The organism is Psychrobacter sp. 1044 (assembly GCF_904846525.1).
GTDB lineage: Bacteria > Pseudomonadota > Gammaproteobacteria > Pseudomonadales > Moraxellaceae > Psychrobacter.
The window spans coordinates 202,886-221,417 of record NZ_CAJHAZ010000001.1; the positions used below are offsets into that span (position 1 = coordinate 202,886).

The following is an 18,532-nucleotide window of genomic DNA, read 5'->3' on the forward strand; positions in this document are numbered from 1 at the left end:
CTTACTCTTGGCTTGCATTAGTAAGTGCTGGATTGACGCGTACAATAACGCTCATACCTGAGCGAATACGTGCATCGGGAGTCGTCGGACGTGCCTTTACTTCAAAGGTACGTACATCGAATCCATCATCATTATTGGTCGGGCGCCAAGTGGCAAAGTCAGACAATGTTGACGTAGCATAAACGGTAAACTGTTTGGTATAAGGCTTATTTGCTGATGACAGCGCAGGAATCGTACCAGTAAATTTCTGACCAATCGCAAACTGGTTTAAGTAGGATTCGGTGACATTAAGTACGACCCATTGCTCATCGGTATTGACCAACGTCAAGATAGGCACGCCTTGTCCGATGACTTCACCCGCGCTGACAATGACATTGTCCACAATACCTGCAATAGGACTTTTTAAGTTGGCTTCTTCTTTTGCCACCAGTGCTTCTTCTAGTTGGGCATCGACTTGTGCTACTTGTGCTGTCGCCGCTGATTTATCTTCGCTGCGTGCGCCTTCTTTTGCCAAGTCGTATTGTAAGCGCGCCGCTTCAGTTTGATCTTGAGTGGCCAGATATTGCGCATATGCCTCATCGCGTTTTTGCCGTGCCATAAGACCTTCTTCATAAAGGCGGTTGACACGCTGGTAAGTGTTCTCTGCCAAATCAGAAGCAGCTTTGTTGGCTTGCCACGCCGCTTTTGCTTGAGCGATCTCTTGTGGACGGGCGCCATTTTCGGCTTTATCTAACTGACTTTGTGCCATTTGCTTGCCAGCCCGCGCTTGATTGATCTTTGCGTTAATCTCAGGCGAGTCCATTTCAATCAGCTGTTGCCCGACCGTCACCGCATCACCTTCTGTGACCAGAATTTTGGCAATACGTCCCGGCACTTTTGCAGCGATGGAGGTTTGCTGCATCTGCATCTGCCCTTGCAAAGTCACGACTTCAGGCTCGCTATGCTGATTGCTTTTATATAGACCATAGGCAATAACACCTAATACAATCAGAACCAATAGCGCCAGAAGTGCCTTTTTTATCATGGCAGATTTAGCCGCTTTTTCTGCATGGCGCTTATAAGTAGGCACTGCTTGCTCATTTTCAGCATCAGTTGCTTGATCGTTATGGTTATTGACTGAGTCGGTAGATTGCTCTGAGTCGTTTAACTTGCGCGAGTCGTCTGATTCGTTGGTAGATTCAGTCATGACAGTGAGATTCCTAAAGCAGCAAAATTGAGGATAAAAGGTATGTTATTAGTACATTCGTACAGCATAAGGTTTGGCGCTTTCTAAGGCTTCAGAATTAAAAATCGCACCAAAGGCAACGATAAATGCTGAATAATAAAGCCAGAGCATAATGACCACGGCAGCTGAAAGCGCGCCAAACTCAGCGCTATAGTTATTAAAGTTTTGCACATAAATCGAAAATAGCACAGACAATACAATCCAAAGAATGGTCGCCAGAGCTGCTCCTGGCACCAGTTTTTTTAGCGCGACGGCGTCACGGTTTGGGGCTAGGCGATAGAGGCTTAAAAAGCTTAAAAATATGATACCAGCCAATATAGGCCACCTGCTCCAAAGCGCAATCGTTTTAGCTATTTGCGGGAAGGGGAAATAGGCTGCCCCTACAGGAATAATAGCAATAGAAGAGACCGCTATAATCAAGATTACTACTGCGCCAAAGGTCAAGCTGACTGCTAAAATATTACCTTGTATGAAGTTACGCTCTTGAGTGATATGAAAGGCAAGATTGATAAGAATAATTAAAGATTTAACACCTTTAGAGCCAGCATAAAGGGCGAGTAAGGTCGATAAGACAAGACTGAACGTGAGTGCGGATGTGGTATTAGAGACCAATGCGCTTAGGCGTGAATTGAGGACTTCATACACCGTATCAGGTATAAACGGACGCAAAATCGAGATTTGCTCTTGCATCTCAGCTGGTGAAAACGCGAGACCATAAAGCAGCACAAACACCGCCATTACTGGAAAAATTGATAAGAAACCAAAAAATCCCACGCTCGCGCAATGTGCCCAAACATTAGAGTTGTTCGCAATACGCCACGTTTTTAAGGAAGGCTGCAGCCAGTTACTTATTAATTTAGAAGTCGGGTTTTTCATAAAACAGTATTCACAATAGAGTTAGCAATAGTATGGTTAATGGCAGCTTCATGATAATTAGTATGGTCAGGCTACTGTAATAGTATTGCGGCGTTAACCTCGCTTGAAGTATCAAATATACCTCTTCGCTCAGCTGCCTTGTCATACTTTCAAATTGAATCAACTATATAAACGCTTATCCACACTATCTATATTTTTCAAATTAAATCATTACTCAGTATACAAAGTCGGTAATCGAATATCAGCAGCATTAAGATAGGCATTAAAGGCAAGAGGCGTACCACAACTTTGCATGAGTGCGGCCAGCGATTGTACATAGCTGTTCGCCGCTTGCGCTTGTTCAGTACGTGCTTTAAGCGACTGCGTTTGTGCTTGGACTACCTCAATCGGTGTATTTACACCTTCTTGTAGCCCCAACTGGCGCAAACGCAATACTTCTGCGGCCAGATCTACATTGCTTTGTAATGCCTGATAACGAGATTGGGCATTATTAACATCGTGCCAGTTTTTTTCGACCAGTAATAATAAATTGTCACTGACTTCGATTTCAGACAGATCCGCTTGGCGTATTTTGGCATTACTCGATGCGAGTGACGCATTTTTATCAAGACCACCCCACAGCTTCCAGCTGGCTGATATACCGGCTACCCAACTGGGGTCTTTTTCAATTTGTCCGTAGCCATAGAGCATGACGGTAGGCTTGTGACCAGTATCTGATAGCGCATGTAGCTGCTCAGCTTGTGCGCGTTTGGCGGCGACTTTTTGTAGACCTGGGTGATTGGTGAGTGATAAATTCTGAAAATAGTTTACATCGGGTAAAGGACGGCTAGAAACGAATAACGGTGTCGTGGGTTTGATGCGATAGTCGGTACGCAATAACCGCTGTAAAGCCATCATCGCAAGACGAGCATCGTTATTGGCATTGACGGACTCACTTTTTGCATCGGCAAGCGCAGATTGTGCTTCTAAGCGATCAACACGTGAGATAAAACCTTCTTCAAAAAGCCGCTGCGCCATATGGTTAGTCTGCTGCAAGGTATCATAAGCATCTTCGCGTAAATAAGCGGCAATGATGGCCAGCTGTGCCTTAAAATAACGCTCAATCAGGGTGTTATAAAGCTCGTTTTTATCCAATAGACTGTCTGCGACGGCTTCTTGGGTACGGGCATTGGAAGCACCTGTCAAAGCGTTGGTACGTCCAGCAGTATAGATGGGCCAAACCACGCCCAGACCTGCACCAGCCGTTGAGCCTGAGCGCTTTAACTCATAAGAATCTGGGATACGCTCACCGACCAATTCACCAAAATTTGGCAAATCTGGTAATGGTGGAATAGGCGGAATCACATTATCGACACCATTGTTAACGTCATTAACAATACCGTTTTTCAATGATGATAAGTCAAGATCCGCGTCTAAGTTGTAAGCATTGGCTGATAATTGGGCAAACACCAATGGATTGTCCAAGGTTTTGAGCGCATCCGTTTGATATTCACTAGCCGCAATCGCCGCTTGATTGGCGGCCAATTTTGGTGACACTTGTAATAAAATATTTTGAGCTTGCTCAAGGCTTAACAGGCTAGATACTGCTAATGGATAACTATTATCAATACTTTTATGGGTAATGGGATCGATAAGCGTTGTTAAGCCAGTTTTTTGCTCGGCTTGACCCATGTCTGTATCTGTCGTTGACCTTTTATTTTGAATCTCATTTTTTTGAGTACTGTTTTGAGCGCTGTCTTGAATGCTGCTTTGAGTACTGTATTGAGTGTCAGCGTCGACAATTTGCGTCACTGCAACGGCTGTGACCTCATTCGGCGACTCGATATTATGATCCGTAGCGCTTGCAAAAGCAGGCGCCGCTAAACCCATGAACGTAATCGTCATCACCGCAGTAGACAGAGTCGATAAAGCAAATTTCATAAGTCACATAAGCCATTAATTAGAATGCAAAGTATTTTAGAGTCAGGCAAAAAAGTATCAAAAATATCAACTGTTGTGGTCAAACCCTGTCCAAACAGTTCAATATGGTCAACCATCAACAGAAGCCAATATTTTGTTATGGATAACAAGCGCTACACTGTAGTGGCACAATGGTGACGGGTCAATGCTCAGTATTTGCTTACTGTGCGTTGAATAAGCCATGGTTTTATGTTAGAGGTCGGTTGTTAAAACAAATAATAACATCATTTGTTAATTAATAATAAAAGGTTTATCAAGTCATTAGCACTTAAATCGATTTTAGATCACTTTTAAAAGCTTTCAGCGATAATGATGGTTAGTGATGATTGTTGTACTACAAAGCAGCTTATAAACTATACATAACAGTGGTGTGTGCTATATTTCAGCACCTTATAGCGTTGAGCAAGATTAAAATGAACGGCATTTATCTTAACTGTCGGCAGTTGCTCATTGGCGCAGTGCTAATGTAAATAAAACTGGCTATTGTGATAAGCGTTGCTCGCAAAAAGTACGTGCTATCAATAAAGCCTCGGCTATAAAATATAATTGTAAAAAATGAATGCGACAAAATAGGATGTGAGTAATGGCAGGATATATTTTGGCTTTGGATCAAGGGACGACATCGAGTCGAGCGATATTGTACGATGATCGTGCGCGTCCGATAAAAATGGCACAGCAGCCCACCACTTTACAAACCCCAAAAGCGGGATTTGTCGAGCAAGACGCGCAACAAATTTGGCAAACGCAGATTAGCTGTGCCCATGATGTGATTAATCAAGCAGGGCTGCTTGCTACCGACGTCACCAGTATCGCGATCACCAATCAGCGTGAATCTATTGTCATGTGGGATAAGCAAACGGGTAAACCTTTAGCCCCTGCCATCATTTGGCAAGATCGCCGTACGGCGAGCTACTGTAAAACACTCGCGGCTGAGAGTGCCAGCAGCATGATGAATGACAGCCATGATGATGTGGCAAGCGAGGTGCAACGCATTACAGGGCTACGGTTAGATCCATATTTCAGCGCCAGCAAAATCGCTTGGCTACTAGAGCACAATCCGAAATTGAGCGTACGAGCCAGTAGGGGCGAAATAGCGGTTGGTACTATAGACAGTTGGCTCATATATAAGCTAACCGGTGGCGAGCATGTCATTGATGTGACCAACGCTTCCCGTACTTTATTATATGATATCCACAAGCTTGAGTGGTCAGAAGAGCTGTGCGCCCGTTTTGCGATACCCATGAATATTTTGCCTAAAGTCCTACCATCTGATGGTGATTTTGGTAAAACCAAAAAAGGACTATTTGCCAAACAAATTCCTATTCAAGCGGTATTGGGCGATCAGCAAGCGGCACTTTTTGGACAAGGCTGCCTCGATGCGGGCATGGCCAAAAACACTTATGGTACTGGGTGTTTTATGCTGATGAATATTGGTCAAAAACCCAAACTTAGCGAGCATAAACTACTAACGACAATCGCTTGGCAACGAAAATCCACACCGACTCGTCCAGACAATTTATCGTTCGATCAAATTGTACAGTCAGGCAAACGCATGTTGCAGCCACCCAGAAAGGAAGTCACTTATGCCTTGGAGGGTAGTGTGTTTATGGCAGGTGCTATTGTCCAATGGTTACGGGACAATCTGGGTATGATTCAACAGAGCAGTGAAGTCGAAGATTTAGCTCGCCAAGTTGATAGTAGTGAAGAGGTGGTGTTACTGCCTGCATTCACAGGGCTAGGAGCACCCTATTGGCGCTCCGATATCAGCGCCAGTATTACTGGTATGAGCCGCGGCACGACTAAAGCCCATATTGCTCGTGCTGCGTTAGAGGCGGTTGCCTATCAAACTTATGATGTGCTCATTGCTATGCAAAAAGACAGCCCTCATCCATTAACTGAGCTAAGAGTAGATGGCGGCGCGGCTAATAATGACTTATTGATGCAGTTTCAAGCTGATTTACTCGATGTGCCTGTCCTGCGTCCGAGAGATACAGAAATCACTGCCAAAGGTGCAGCATTACTCGCAGGTTTAAAAACAGGGCTATATGATGAAGGGACGATGCAAGCATCATGGCAAGTCGATCGTGTTTTTGAACCCCAGATGTCCAGTGATATCCGTGAGCAACATCTTAATAAGTGGCAACGAGCCATCGATAGAGCACTGACATCCTTATAATTATTGAACAGACACATTAAAATATTGTAACAACTCAATGAAAAATTACTTAAAACAGCTTCACTGTCCTACAAAATCATTATAAAGATACAGGCTGTAACGTAAGGCAATCGCAATCTGGACACAATTTACACAACCTATCTATCTGTTGTTATCCATAAATTTCTATACTTTAGGCGACTCAAGTAACACATGATTCGAGTAAGACCGCTAATTTTTAGCACTTAATAAATCTAAAATATAACAAATTAATTTAAGGATAAAATTATGAGTAACTATGACGGTATTGATCGCAGTGAAGTAAAGCATATGTCAAAAGAAGCTAAGCAGGATCTGAATGCTGATATCATCACAGGTGAGCCAGGTTCGCATCCAGTAGGTACAGCTATTGGTGGTATCGGCGGCGCAGCAGCGGGTGCAGCAATCGGTACAATGGCAGGACCACTTGGCACACTTATTGGTGGTGCGATTGGTGCTATCGTTGGTGGCGGTGCAGGACATGCAGCAGCAGAAGCGATTGATCCAACACGTGAAGAAGCTTACTGGCGTGCAGAATATGCAAATGTTGATTATTACAAAGAAGGTTATGACTTCGACCGTGATCTACATCCAGCTTATGCAGTAGGGTACGCCAACCGTGCTCGTTATCCTGCGGATGCACGTTTTGAAGACCATGAAGCTGAATTAGAGCGCTCATGGCATGAAGTAAAAGGTGAATCACGCATGGAGTGGGAAGAAGCACGCAAAGCATCGCATGACGCATGGAATCGTGTATCGTAATAAGCGAAACTAACAGCACATTTGATTTAAGTAAGTAGACAGTATATAAGCTTACTACCTTATCACTGGGCTTAGTCTGATTGTAGACTTGGGTCTGCTGATAGACTAAATACTTTCAATTTATGCTATTTTAAAGTCTTCAAAGATTTCTTTGGAGGCTTTTTTGCTGTATATTACTAATTATGAATATATTAAACAGCCAATCATCTTTGGAAGCAATATTCTAGAATAAAAATAATAGGTAATCTATGAACAATAATGCGGAAGCTAAAAGCGCCAGACAATTCTATATCGCCACTGCCAACTTGCTCAATTTTGCCAACCCTAACCGAATTTATTATGACAATGCGCCAGCTTACAGTAAAGACGAATACGAGCACAAGCTAAGCGGCATCACCGATTTATTAGCAAAAGCTCATGCTGATATTATTGCGGTGCAAGAAGTCTGGGATAGTAATGCGCTTGAAGCGTTGGCGGTGTCGTTGGGATTTAAGCCCGAGCATGTTGTTGTTCCGTTGGCAAGTAACGACCGCTCAAGCCCTTATACCCATGGCAAAGGGGCACAAAATACTCCTGCCGTTGGTATCATTAGTCGCTTTGAGCAATTAGAAAGCCGCTTGCTTGCAGATATTGCACCAAAAGCGGTGATTGATATCCCTGATATTGGTCCTTACCAGCGCTTTAATCGTCCACCATTGCTAGTGCGGGTCGATGCCTTTGGTCAACCGATAACGATTATTACGGCGCATCTAAAAAGCAAACGGGCATTTTTCTTGCGTGATGAAAGTGGCAATTTGTTAGAAGACATGGACGATCCAAATATTCGAGTCCGTGCCAAGCTCCGTAGCTTATGTATGCGCGCCGCAGAAGCAGCCTCTATTCGCATGTCTATTATAGAGCGCTTACGTCATACTCGTGAGCCATTGATTTTGTTAGGCGATATGAACGATGTCACTGGTAGCGTCACCACCCAATTGATGGCCGAGACTGGTGAAGTTAATTACGATAAAGGCATGCGCGATGTTGCACTATTCGATGCTGCGCGTATTCAAGCACGCTATGGTTGGATGAAAGATGTGGCATATACCCATATATATCAAGGTATGCCAGAAGTGATTGATCAATTATTTGTTTCAGAAGAGTTTCTTCCTGATAGCAAGTTTTCACTGGGTCAGGTTGAAAGAGTAGACTATTTCAATGACCATTTAAAGTGGGATTATGCAGATAGAGTCATCGATCATGGTATTATAAGAGCGAAAATTAGACTCAATGATTAAATTTTTTACATTACGTGGTTAACGCTATTAAATGGTTGACCTATACATTAATTTTTAACCCATTTATCTCCCTTGCTTGATAGTGTACAAGCGTTTATGATGCCTTTCCATTAGACATAGTAGCGCTAATATCAGTGCTACATTATTAGCTAATAGGATGTAATTCTTCAATTTAGGGCGAATACTATCTATTGAAGATTATATTTATAAAATAGGGTGTAACATTAAGAGACTTATGATGAGCGAAAATAAAGACGAAAAGATTGAAGATGTGTTGGTAGATTCGGAACTGGCAAAAAAACTGGTCCCGAATAAGTTTAAGTTTACCAGCCAACAAGGCCGCGCGCGCCGTCAAAAACTTTTGGCTGGTGCCAAGAAGTTAAGTGAAACACAACCTATCAATGACATTACTTTGGCGGCTGTATGTGAAGAAGCAGGCATTCCAAGAGCTTCTGCTTATCACTTTTTTCCTAACATCGAAGCGATATTTTTAGCATTGCGTTTTTTGAATGCTATCGAAATATTAGAAATAGTAGAAACAGTCGATATTGGTAATTATGACAGATGGCAGGGCTATTTGACGGCGCTTATTGATAATTGTGTGACGATATTCCATAACGACGAAACCAAAGCCAAGCTCATTTATGACACGAACACGCCTGATTTTGAAGGTGATAGTTTTGGTGAAGATATCGATCATCAAATCGTCGATTTGGTTTATAAGCGTTTATCAGAGCGCTATGAGATGCCGAGTTTCCACGATATTCAAGACACGCTATTGATTGCTTATAGCATTATTAATGCGATATTCACATTGTCTTATCGTCGTCACCAAAGCATTACCAATGAATATATCCAAGAAGCAAACACTGCGTTTATCGCTTATTTGCGTTGCTATCTACCAGAAAAGCTACCGCGTAAGAATCGATAGTTTTTTCGCTATTTAGATGATGTATAGACATTAGGGCATGGTTAACATGCTCTAATATCTGTTAAGTCAATACAAAAAAGCCGACATATGATGTCGGCTTTTTTGTATTGACTGCATTGATGAGCAGTGGTAATAATGGACTTAACGGATAGGCGTTAATACTTGCCCACGGCAACTATCAGTACTCGCATCTAATGTCTCATATTGCTTATAATAGCTGACGATCAGCTCTTCTAAAGCGACGTTGGTCTGTGAATCATGGGTATTGACGTATGCTTCGCGGGCTTGTTCAAGCCAACGATCTGCCATGCGAAAATGGATGCCTGATTCCCGCCAGCCGCGCTCGCACTGGTTTGTAGCAGCCCAAATTAAAGCGACCTCGCTGAAGGCTATCTCTCGTGGTGCTGACTCGATACCACCGCTATCTTTTAGCGCGTTTAAGGTTGCCCATAGATCGGGGCGCATGAGAGCAGAGTTTGATGGTATGTCTTGAATAAGGTTGAGATCTTGTTCCTTGCCATTTCTTAAGGTAGTCAAAATCGTCTCTGCTGCCTGTGCGGCTTGCTGCCCAGCAGGTGAACGACTATTTATGCTGTCTTGATGGATGGCGTAGTTAAGCCAAGCCTGAGCTTTATAGGCAAAGTATTGCTGACGCGCGCTCATGTTTTTTTGTTGATACGCTTGTAACTCTGTCAACATACAATTCATAGCGCGTTGGCGCGTACTTTGGTATTTTGGGTGGTGAGACTGAGTTTGAACATCATTGGCACAGTGAGTAGCGTCATGGGTTACTGCCACTTTAGGTGTATGATGACTCGCCGATGCAACCGAGGTCATTGTCAGGAAGAAGACGGTTGATAATAAAGCCTTTATAGGCTGTTTATAATAGGCTGCTTTGTTGGCAGGATTAGGCATGATGCAAAACCTCATATTAAGCGGATCAGTATCAATATTGGTATTGGTACTTGCGGTTTTCGGCGCTGCTCTCATCGCTTATTAAAATATATCTGTCATATAATACGATGAACAGCGCGATAACGCCCGCATTGTCACCAGATGATAACACGACAATGGGGATAAATTACAATGTAGAGTGAGTCGTCAAACGCTGGTTCTTACGTGGATCATCACGTTTGAATAGGTCTTCATCAAACTTGAAACGTAATCTAAAGTAAGCGCCTTCCATAGTGCTATCGTCATAAGCGATGTCTTCATCCTCAAAGCCCATGAAGTTATAACCTAGTGACAACCAAAGATTGGTCATCGGGCTATAGCCTACTTCCGCACCCAACATATAAGACATATCATCTGCTTGTTTGTTCCAATAAGTGCCTGCTTGCAAGCCCACATCCCAGCGCTCACTGATGTCATATAGACCGCGAGCATAAAGCGCATGGGCTGTATTGTCGCTACTAATATTATCAGCATCAAACTGAGTATATTTACCCGCGTAACGGCCTGATAACGTCAACGGACGTGTTGGATGATAGTTACCACTCAATGACCAGATAACGGCATCTTTTTGATAGGCGTCATCGCCCGTACTGTTATCATCTAAGCGATACTCAAGCTTGGCTAACATGTCTAACTGATTGCTATCATAATCACGATAGGCAGCTCCTAGCTGGAAACGATTAATCGTGCGATTGCCATCGTCATAATCGACGCGTGAGTAGATGTCCTTGGCCAACAGAGTCATATCATCGGTATAGCGATAAGCAATACCAGCGCTACCTAGCAATGTGTCACTAGTCTCACCCCAACGCTTCTCAAAACGCGCTGAGGCTTTGTAATCTTCTTTCGCAAGATACTCTACACCAATGCCAGCTGCCGTTGCGGTGTTTTCGGTATCGCCCTCTAATGATTCAACACGCTCAAATAAAGTATTGATGGTTAAACCCTGCTGGACATACCATTTGTTCTTAAGACCAATGGCCGCTTCCGCTTCGCGAGCACTGATAGCATCGCGCATGCGGTATTCGCTATAGACTTTGCCGTCTTTCATGTAGTTGGCGTCAAAACCAAATACGGTACGCTGGCGTTCTTCAGTGTCATCAAGACCATAGCTACCAGATAGACTGTTGATCAAGTCATGACGGGCGTATAGGCGGCCTAAACCACCTAGCGGCGTCTCGCCTCCGATGGAGGTGGCATTACGATTACTGTTATCAATATCTTGCTCATATTCTGCAAATATTAAAGAGTCATTGAGCTTGGGCAACCGTGCCGTGATACGAGCGCGGGCGGTAGTACCTTCAATATCTTTTTCAGAATCACTGACATTATTTAGCGCCGATTGATTGATAATATCGTCATTAAAGAGAGTGTTGTCAGTCACATCTACGACGTCTGTTACCGCTTGGATATTGCGTGAAGCTGCCGTCGCATCTTGCTTATAATAACGTAAGCCAATCTCGCCAACGATGTTGGTGCTCAAACGCTGTTCAATACTGGCTAAGACACCTTGGCGGCTAGCATCAGTGGTATGATCTTTAGTACGTACGCCTTCTAGTTTTAGCGCGGTCTTTTTATCATTAATTAAATGAGTGACTTCGACGCCCGATTCAGCGCGCCCAGCAGTCTGCGGCGAGGCACCAGTCACGAAACCTTCGTCAGTATCGTTATAATAAGCTTTGGCACGAGTGTTTTTCTTGTTATCAAAGTCAAGCTCGATACGCAAGGCATTACCTTCTGCGTCCTGACCGTCTAATTCTGTCGCATTGATTTGATTGCTTGGCTGAAAATTTGGATTCTCAGCTTTATTCATCGCGTATTCAGCGACCAGTTTTAGTTTATCGTTAAACTTGATAACGCTGTTGACGCTAGCCAGCTCTTCCTTGTTAAGAGGGTCATCACTGTTGACATAGCTACCACCGATGGCGACTTTATCAGTCAACTGCTGCTTGGCAGCAATGCCACCGACCAAGTATTTTTCGCCACCTTCATCTACTTCTACAGTGACTCGTAGATAAATAAGGTTGCCATCGATGTCTTGGCTAGCGATAGGGGCTTTTAAAAATAAGCTGCGGCTGATAGGGTCAATTTCATAATCGGCAAAGCGGGTAAGGGTCTCACGGCTAATGATCAAGCCTGGATTGTTGGCGTCACGAGTGATCACTTCTACAGTTTCTGAGTTTTCTAATACGGCATCAAAGTTTTCAGCCAATGGATAAGGGCCTGAGATACCAAGACCACGAGTCTCATTGACGCGCTGGCTGGTACTCGTCTCCGCGACAAAGGCGGTAATGCGAGTATTGCTATCTTCATACTGGGCTTTTAGGCCAGTCAACGTACGGTTATATTGACCTAATTTAATACCTTCATCGTTATCGATTTGAGTTTTTAAATCGCCATACATAGCAAATGAGCGGCCCTTGTCCAAGCGCACATAGAGTTTGCTGGTAGATTGCGCATCAAAGCCCTTGGCTGATGAATCACCATAGACAGGATAGTATTCACTAGGCTCGATATCACGGAACAGACGCTCGCCTTTTTTGTCACTGTCATAAGCCAAAGTGAGCAAATAATCGCCACGTATTTTGCCTTTAAGGAACATCGCGGCGCGACCAGAAGCGGTATAGTCATCGTTACCAGCGAAATCATTGAGCTCTTGCTCAAAAGCGCCTTGGGCGTCAGTAATGCTGCTGCCATCAAAGTCTTTAAGCGAGATCGCGCCTTCGACGATGCCGACGGCAATGAGAGGACGTAATTGCGCGGTAAATTGTAACGGGATAATCTGTTTACTGCTACCAGTGTCGATGACCAACTCACCTTTACCCGGTACACTCGGTGCAGTCACGGGTATGAGTAGCTCGCCACCTGAGACAATAACTTGCGTACCAGCTTGATCTTTACTGCTGTCATTAAGATTGATACGGCCGATATTGGTATCGATAGTGATAGGTGTTGAGGCAATATAAGGACGGCCATCACGGTCTTTTAGGCTAATAACGACTTGATAATCGCTAACGCCATCTGCCGGTACTAGCTGCGCTTGAGTGCGATAGTCAATGGCTTGTAAAGTGTCTGGCGTTGATACTTTAATGGTTTGCTCAGAGATAATTTTGCCATTCACGTCAGTAGCGACACCGCGCAAGGTATTGTTGCCACGCTTTAAGTCGACGGCATAGTAATCAAAGGCAGTCACATTCTGTTTTTCTTGCTCAGCAGTTTTGCCGATTTGTTGTTCTGATACTGCTTTTCCATTGGCATATAGTGTGAATATTGAACCCAGTGGCGCTTGTACTTGTACCATTTGTTTATAAGTGCTGAGCTGTTGACCTTCGTTTAAATTGATAAAAGCCACGTCATTGTTAGCCACTTCTTTGAGATATTCTTCCAGCTCTTTTTCTACTGGCGGTGCTACCGTAGTTACGGTCATATCAACACGATTGGCGGCTGGATTGATCATCTCATTGACGATAGCAGAGTCACAGTTGCTGCCCAGATCTAAGTCGCCATTGATATTGCAGCCACTGGCGTCTACATTATCATCGTAGTCACGATTGTAGTCAGGATCTAGGGTTAGCTCGGTTTTTACTGCTTGCTCAAGGCTATCATTCTTAGCGCTCACTGATTTGCTACGAGCGACAAGCTCTGTATTCAAACGCTCAGTGCTATCGCCCATACCGACCACGATACCGAAATCGGCACGATGTAATTCGCCATATTTTAAGTCAACGAAACGGCTGCCAGCATCGCCCGCATTGCGATTACTTTGGGTGACCATCTCGGTTGAGTGAGGGATGGTGGTGCGGTCAACTTTTAAGACGTGAGTTTTGGCACTGACACCATAGAAGTTATATTTACCTTCAGGATCGGTCACGACAAAGTTACCGTTTTCCATGTAGATACGTACGCCTGCAACGCCAAGTTCGCCATCTTCTTTTTGTTGAATGCCATCACGGTTTATATCGTGGTAGACCTTACCGATGATGATGCCATCAGTATTCATGACGCCGCGCTCTACTTCAATCTTCCACTGTGCTTCTCTTGAAACTAAGCTTTTACCTTGCTCATTGCTAGCGACGGCAGTCGCGCGGTTGATGCCATCACCGCCCAATGATGAGGCACCAATTAAGACACGGTAAGTAATTTTTTTACTTTCGCCATTTGCCATATTACCTAAATTTAGCACCTGATATTTACCATCAGCTTTAAACTCAGTGGTTTGCGCTTGGTCGATATTGATATCAGTAGTTTGGTTGATACGTACACTACCATCTACATAAGCAAAACCACGTGGTAGGGCATCTTTTAGTTGCACATCATAAGCGGTAGAGTTGCCACTATTGGTGATATTGATGGTGTAGCTAACATAATCACCAAATTCAGCGCTTTTAACATCGCTTTCTTTGGTGACGACTAAGCTTGGGCTATCATCGATGATATTGATTTGTGTATCTAAGTCATCGATACGTACGGTGAAGTCACCTTCGCTTGGTAGCTGCTCAGCGCCAGTGCCGACAGAAGGCGCGATACAGGCGTCTAGACTTGCAGTCAACGTATCATTTGCTAGAGTCTGAATAAATTTGTCATTGACAGCGTTGGCATTGTTTTGTGTTGGTGCTGATAGCTGATATTTACCAGTACTATTGCCCGTCTCAATCGCTTTCAATGCGTATTTGTCACCCGTCAACAAAGAGGTAATCGTGACCCATACTTGATCTGGCTTATCTAGCTGAACGTTACACTGCGCATAGCTGGCATCGATATAGACGTTTTCCTCGATTTGCGAGGTGGTTTTGTTTGCGTCAAACTTAGGCGTTGTAAATTTGATTTCAGGCTCAACGATGATCAGTCTATCAGTCGCGTTGACACTCGATACGGATGGGTCTTCCAGAACGACAGCGCCAATTTTAATATCTGCAGTATCGCCACTTTTGCCGTTAGCATCTGATAAAGCTTGCACGATAAACTGGATACTTTCACTGTGTCCAAGTTTGATTTGTGCGCTTAAATTATCGAAAATAACTTCAGTATCACCACTATCAACGACGCCGTTTTTATTTAGATCTTGATAGACTTTTAAGTTTGAGAGCGTTGGAGATACAGCTAATGTTAGCTCCACAGTCTGGTTGCTATAGCTGGTATTGCTTAGGACATTTACCCAGTTGACCAAGGCGTTAGGCATAACGGTAAGTAACGGCTGTTGAGTGAGTTCAATACCGTATTCAGGAAGGTCTGAGGCTTTGACTTGTACTTGGTTTGAGATGCTAGATATTGTGACGTCAGTCTGGTTATTGACGTTATAGCTAGCGTTTGCAATATTGTTGATGATTTGCAGATTAGGGTTTGCTGCATCAGCTGCAATCGCGATATTTGATTGCATAAGCAACATTGCCAATGACAGCGCAGAGATCTTCGCTGAACACAATGCAGTACGATTAGACGGTGTCATGGTAGATAGAGTCATATGTCGCTTATCCAATAAAATATCAGTGAGGGTAAGGGTAGTTCTACAAGCACTTGATGTACTTGTAGAATCAGTGGAACGATAAATAGTTATTTTTATTAAGGTTGAGATTGTTTAGGAGCGTCCTTTATCTTGACTCTAAATTGAAGAGTTGCAGTACTTTGAGGTGACAAAGTAGTGATTGTTGTATTGATATTAGTACCATCATCATTTGCTGCTGTGGTGATATTGGCGGCTGGCACTCCAGGTGTGGTAGCAGATCCTGCTACATAGTCTGCCGCGGCTGCGAATTTAGATTTAGGATCTAAAATGGTCAATCCTGTAATATCAAAGCCTAGTGCGGTAGTGGATGTGTTGGTAGCATCAATCTTATAGATAACGCATTGGTTTGGTTCAGCATCGATAGCAGTATTTACAAATGTACCCTCAGCAGTACCATCACAATTAGCATCAAGTACTTGTAACTTAGCTAGCGTTAAGCCTTTGATGGTTGTGGTATTAGTAGCAATGGCTGGCGCTGAAGGATCATTACCAGCAGGTGTGATAGTGACGATATTATTTTCAGTCTTATTTAGCGCACCTGTGCCATCAGACTTGACTGTATAAATAATATCAACAGTGCCCTTTGATGCAATAATCACTGAACTTGGAAGACGATATTCGCCAGCAGTGCTAGTAGGTTCTAAATATCCTGTTGTGCCATCAGCTAATTTATAGCTAGGACGATTAGTGGCAGCTGTGTCAGTTATGATGCCAAGGGGTGTCTTACCATCAGGATCAGTAATTTTAATGGTAATAGGACGATTGGTGCCGCCCTCAGGTGCATCACCTGTATTAGTAAGGGTATTAGTGAAGATAGTAGTACCGTCTACAGCAATCTCTTTAGAAGTGCCTTTATTATCGACACCATTAGAGATCGTTAAACTACGTTTATTGACTTCTAGAGCCGCAGCTGAATCGCCACCTTTAGTACCGGGCTCAGGAGTATTGGTATACTCTGTATCATCATCGGCAGGGTAATAAGTCTTCGTATTTTCAACAGCATCGTCTTTATTGGTACTATCAATAATAGTCACACCACTATCTAAAGTGTCTTCAACGCGCGCGTGATTGATCACACCATTGACAGGCGCTACATTAGGGTCTTGTTTGACATCAAAGGTGATCGTTACACTAGCCCCAACAGCTAGATCAATACCTGAATACACAAAGCCTTGATTAGTACCAGTCGTGGTTTCTACAACAGAAGCACCACTAGTAGCATCCGTTGATTTTACAGAACCTGTTACTAATATTAGACCAGCAGGTAATGTATCACGCACGGTGATACCAGTTGCAGCAGCAGCATAAGTTGCACGACCATCGTTAGTGACTTTGATACTATAGGTAGCGGTATCATCTAAGTCATTAAGGTTAAGCGTGTCAGTTATCGACTTTACGATACCAAAAACAGGCAAAACTGTACTTGATGTATCTGTATTGGTTAATGTCTTACTAACGCCTGCTGGTGTATTCGTTGATAGAGCCGTACTCGTAGCGGTCAAAGTGAGTTTTTGAGTATCTCCGCCTTTATTGCCTTTCGTCTTAGCATTGATAGTGAATACAACATACTGACCAGCTGTCAGTGTAAAGACATTATTGGTGCCAGTAAGTATTGAGTTAACAGGAATATCAGTGCCAGATGTCCCTGAACCAGTAGCCGCAGTCCCACCAGCTTCAAATAACTGGTATGAAACTGTAGAAGAACCAAGGTCGTAATCAGCCTGATCACCAGATCCATTAGTGATATTGCTTAAATTGACCGTGTATTCATCAGTACGGTTACCAGTATTTTCTAATCTATGTACAAACGCTACCACCTTTTCAGGAGTTACGTTGCCACCAGAATTTATATCATCCGCATTACCAGAATTTTGCGCCAAAAGTGAGAATGAAATCTGCTCTGAGATATTAACAGTAACAGCATTTGATTTGACTAGAGGCTGTACAACGTTGTTAACAGAATAGGTAGCTTCAGCTACGTTAACAATAGTAGGGGATTTCGTTGATGTGCCACTAACGGCAGCATTAGCCCCAGTAGAGATACCCATCACCGCGGCGACACCGACAGCTAACAGGCTATAATTAAAATTATTTGTTTTCATATAGATATCCTAAAATTAGAAAAGCAAGATTTTGTGAGTTGAAGGAGAGGTCTAGTTGACAATCGTGTTAAGTGCCACGGCGGCAGACTTTTGTGCTGGTAATAACTTGATATTCCAGCGCAGGGTACGGTACTCAGAAAACGGAATTTTGACCATTTTGCCATTGACTTTACGCATCAGTGGCATATCAGCATAGTTCTTGCCATCGATACTGGCTTGAGCACTGGTAGGATTAGCTTCACCAGTGAAAGCCATATTGGCAGGGATAGGCAATACGACCGCCAGATCTTGGATATCTTTGTTAATAATATTGCTATAGGTTGCTTTGTACTGAATGACTGTACCCGCTGGAGCATTACGAACTGGTAGATAAGAGATCTTACCTTCGGCGTTTTTGGTGACTTGATTGGCTGTTAAATCCATTTTTAAGGCATCATTGGCGTGAGCAGCACTTAGTGCTATTACCGACGCTAAGCTTGCTAATATGGCACTGCGTAAAAAATTAAAACCTTTCATATCGTATTCCTTGCTTAAACCATTATTATCAAGTCAATCTTGACTTCGTCCCATGCAATGTAAAAACTGCAATCAACTATGAATAAGAGATGCTGATAAAGTTAGAATTGTTCCTTAATATGATTGTCACGCAAACAATACAAATATTCACCACAAAAACGACAAATGGTATTTTGGAGTACACAAATGGTAAAAGCCCTATCTACAGAGATAGGGCTTTTGTCAGTAAAAAA

General features: G+C 43.3%; 11 protein-coding genes. 4 read left to right on the forward strand and 7 right to left on the reverse strand.

Annotated features, from left to right (window positions below; all coding sequences use genetic code 11):
• Position 1 precedes the first annotated feature (1 nt).
• From JMX82_RS00850 to JMX82_RS00860, 3 genes are all read right to left on the reverse strand, one after another.
• The gene (locus JMX82_RS00850) at positions 2-1,186 is read right to left on the reverse strand and encodes an HlyD family secretion protein (protein ID WP_201538961.1); all 1,185 of its coding nucleotides are present in this window, start codon (positions 1,184-1,186) and stop codon (positions 2-4) included.
• 48 nt (positions 1,187-1,234) lie between these two features.
• Positions 1,235-2,101 (reverse strand): YihY/virulence factor BrkB family protein, encoded by an 867-nt coding sequence (locus JMX82_RS00855; protein ID WP_201538962.1) that lies wholly within the window; start codon positions 2,099-2,101, stop codon positions 1,235-1,237.
• A gap of 210 nt (positions 2,102-2,311) precedes the next feature.
• Positions 2,312-4,021 (reverse strand): TolC family protein, encoded by a 1,710-nt coding sequence (locus JMX82_RS00860; protein WP_201538963.1) that lies wholly within the window; start codon positions 4,019-4,021, stop codon positions 2,312-2,314.
• Positions 4,022-4,643: 622 nt separating this feature from the next.
• Here JMX82_RS00860 and glpK point away from each other — a divergent pair.
• The 4 genes from glpK to JMX82_RS00880 all read left to right on the forward strand — a co-directional run bounded on the left by glpK (position 4,644) and on the right by JMX82_RS00880 (position 9,224).
• Positions 4,644-6,236 carry a glycerol kinase GlpK gene (glpK, locus tag JMX82_RS00865; protein WP_201538964.1) on the forward strand — a complete coding sequence of 531 codons (1,593 nt, stop codon included), beginning with the start codon at positions 4,644-4,646 and terminating at the stop codon, positions 6,234-6,236.
• 267 nt (positions 6,237-6,503) lie between these two features.
• On the forward strand, positions 6,504-7,016 hold the full coding sequence (locus JMX82_RS00870) for a hypothetical protein (protein ID WP_201538965.1): 513 nt from the start codon (positions 6,504-6,506) through the stop codon (positions 7,014-7,016).
• Positions 7,017-7,264: 248 nt separating this feature from the next.
• Positions 7,265-8,293, forward strand: a complete 1,029-nt coding sequence (locus JMX82_RS00875) for an endonuclease/exonuclease/phosphatase family protein (protein WP_201538966.1) — start codon at positions 7,265-7,267, stop codon at positions 8,291-8,293.
• 238 nt (positions 8,294-8,531) lie between these two features.
• Positions 8,532-9,224, forward strand: coding sequence for a TetR/AcrR family transcriptional regulator (locus JMX82_RS00880; protein WP_055124242.1), 693 nt, complete (start codon positions 8,532-8,534; stop codon positions 9,222-9,224).
• A gap of 141 nt (positions 9,225-9,365) precedes the next feature.
• On the opposite strand, the gene JMX82_RS00885 is transcribed toward JMX82_RS00880, so the two are convergent.
• From JMX82_RS00885 to JMX82_RS00900, 4 genes are all read right to left on the reverse strand, one after another.
• Positions 9,366-10,139 carry a hypothetical protein gene (locus tag JMX82_RS00885; protein ID WP_201538967.1) on the reverse strand — a complete coding sequence of 258 codons (774 nt, stop codon included), beginning with the start codon at positions 10,137-10,139 and terminating at the stop codon, positions 9,366-9,368.
• Between the two features lie 166 nt (positions 10,140-10,305).
• Positions 10,306-15,639, reverse strand: coding sequence for an SdrD B-like domain-containing protein (locus tag JMX82_RS00890; protein WP_201538968.1), 5,334 nt, complete (start codon positions 15,637-15,639; stop codon positions 10,306-10,308).
• 98 nt (positions 15,640-15,737) lie between these two features.
• Complete coding sequence (locus JMX82_RS00895) at positions 15,738-17,783, reverse strand: DUF11 domain-containing protein (RefSeq protein ID WP_201538969.1); 2,046 nt, start codon at positions 17,781-17,783, stop codon at positions 15,738-15,740.
• A 51-nt stretch (positions 17,784-17,834) separates the two neighbouring features.
• Positions 17,835-18,299, reverse strand: a complete 465-nt coding sequence (locus tag JMX82_RS00900) for a hypothetical protein (RefSeq protein WP_201538970.1) — start codon at positions 18,297-18,299, stop codon at positions 17,835-17,837.
• Between the last annotated feature and the right edge of the window lie 233 nt (positions 18,300-18,532).

Coding starts and splice junctions, on each gene's coding strand:
- JMX82_RS00850 (WP_201538961.1), bottom strand. CDS start 1,186: ATGACTGAATCTACCAACGAATCAGACGACTCGCGCAAGTTAAACGAC.
- JMX82_RS00855 (WP_201538962.1), bottom strand. CDS start 2,101: ATGAAAAACCCGACTTCTAAATTAATAAGTAACTGGCTGCAGCCTTCC.
- JMX82_RS00860 (WP_201538963.1), bottom strand. CDS start 4,021: ATGAAATTTGCTTTATCGACTCTGTCTACTGCGGTGATGACGATTACG.
- glpK (WP_201538964.1), top strand. CDS start 4,644: ATGGCAGGATATATTTTGGCTTTGGATCAAGGGACGACATCGAGTCGA.
- JMX82_RS00870 (WP_201538965.1), top strand. CDS start 6,504: ATGAGTAACTATGACGGTATTGATCGCAGTGAAGTAAAGCATATGTCA.
- JMX82_RS00875 (WP_201538966.1), top strand. CDS start 7,265: ATGAACAATAATGCGGAAGCTAAAAGCGCCAGACAATTCTATATCGCC.
- JMX82_RS00880 (WP_055124242.1), top strand. CDS start 8,532: ATGAGCGAAAATAAAGACGAAAAGATTGAAGATGTGTTGGTAGATTCG.
- JMX82_RS00885 (WP_201538967.1), bottom strand. CDS start 10,139: ATGCCTAATCCTGCCAACAAAGCAGCCTATTATAAACAGCCTATAAAG.
- JMX82_RS00890 (WP_201538968.1), bottom strand. CDS start 15,639: ATGACTCTATCTACCATGACACCGTCTAATCGTACTGCATTGTGTTCA.
- JMX82_RS00895 (WP_201538969.1), bottom strand. CDS start 17,783: ATGAAAACAAATAATTTTAATTATAGCCTGTTAGCTGTCGGTGTCGCC.
- JMX82_RS00900 (WP_201538970.1), bottom strand. CDS start 18,299: ATGAAAGGTTTTAATTTTTTACGCAGTGCCATATTAGCAAGCTTAGCG.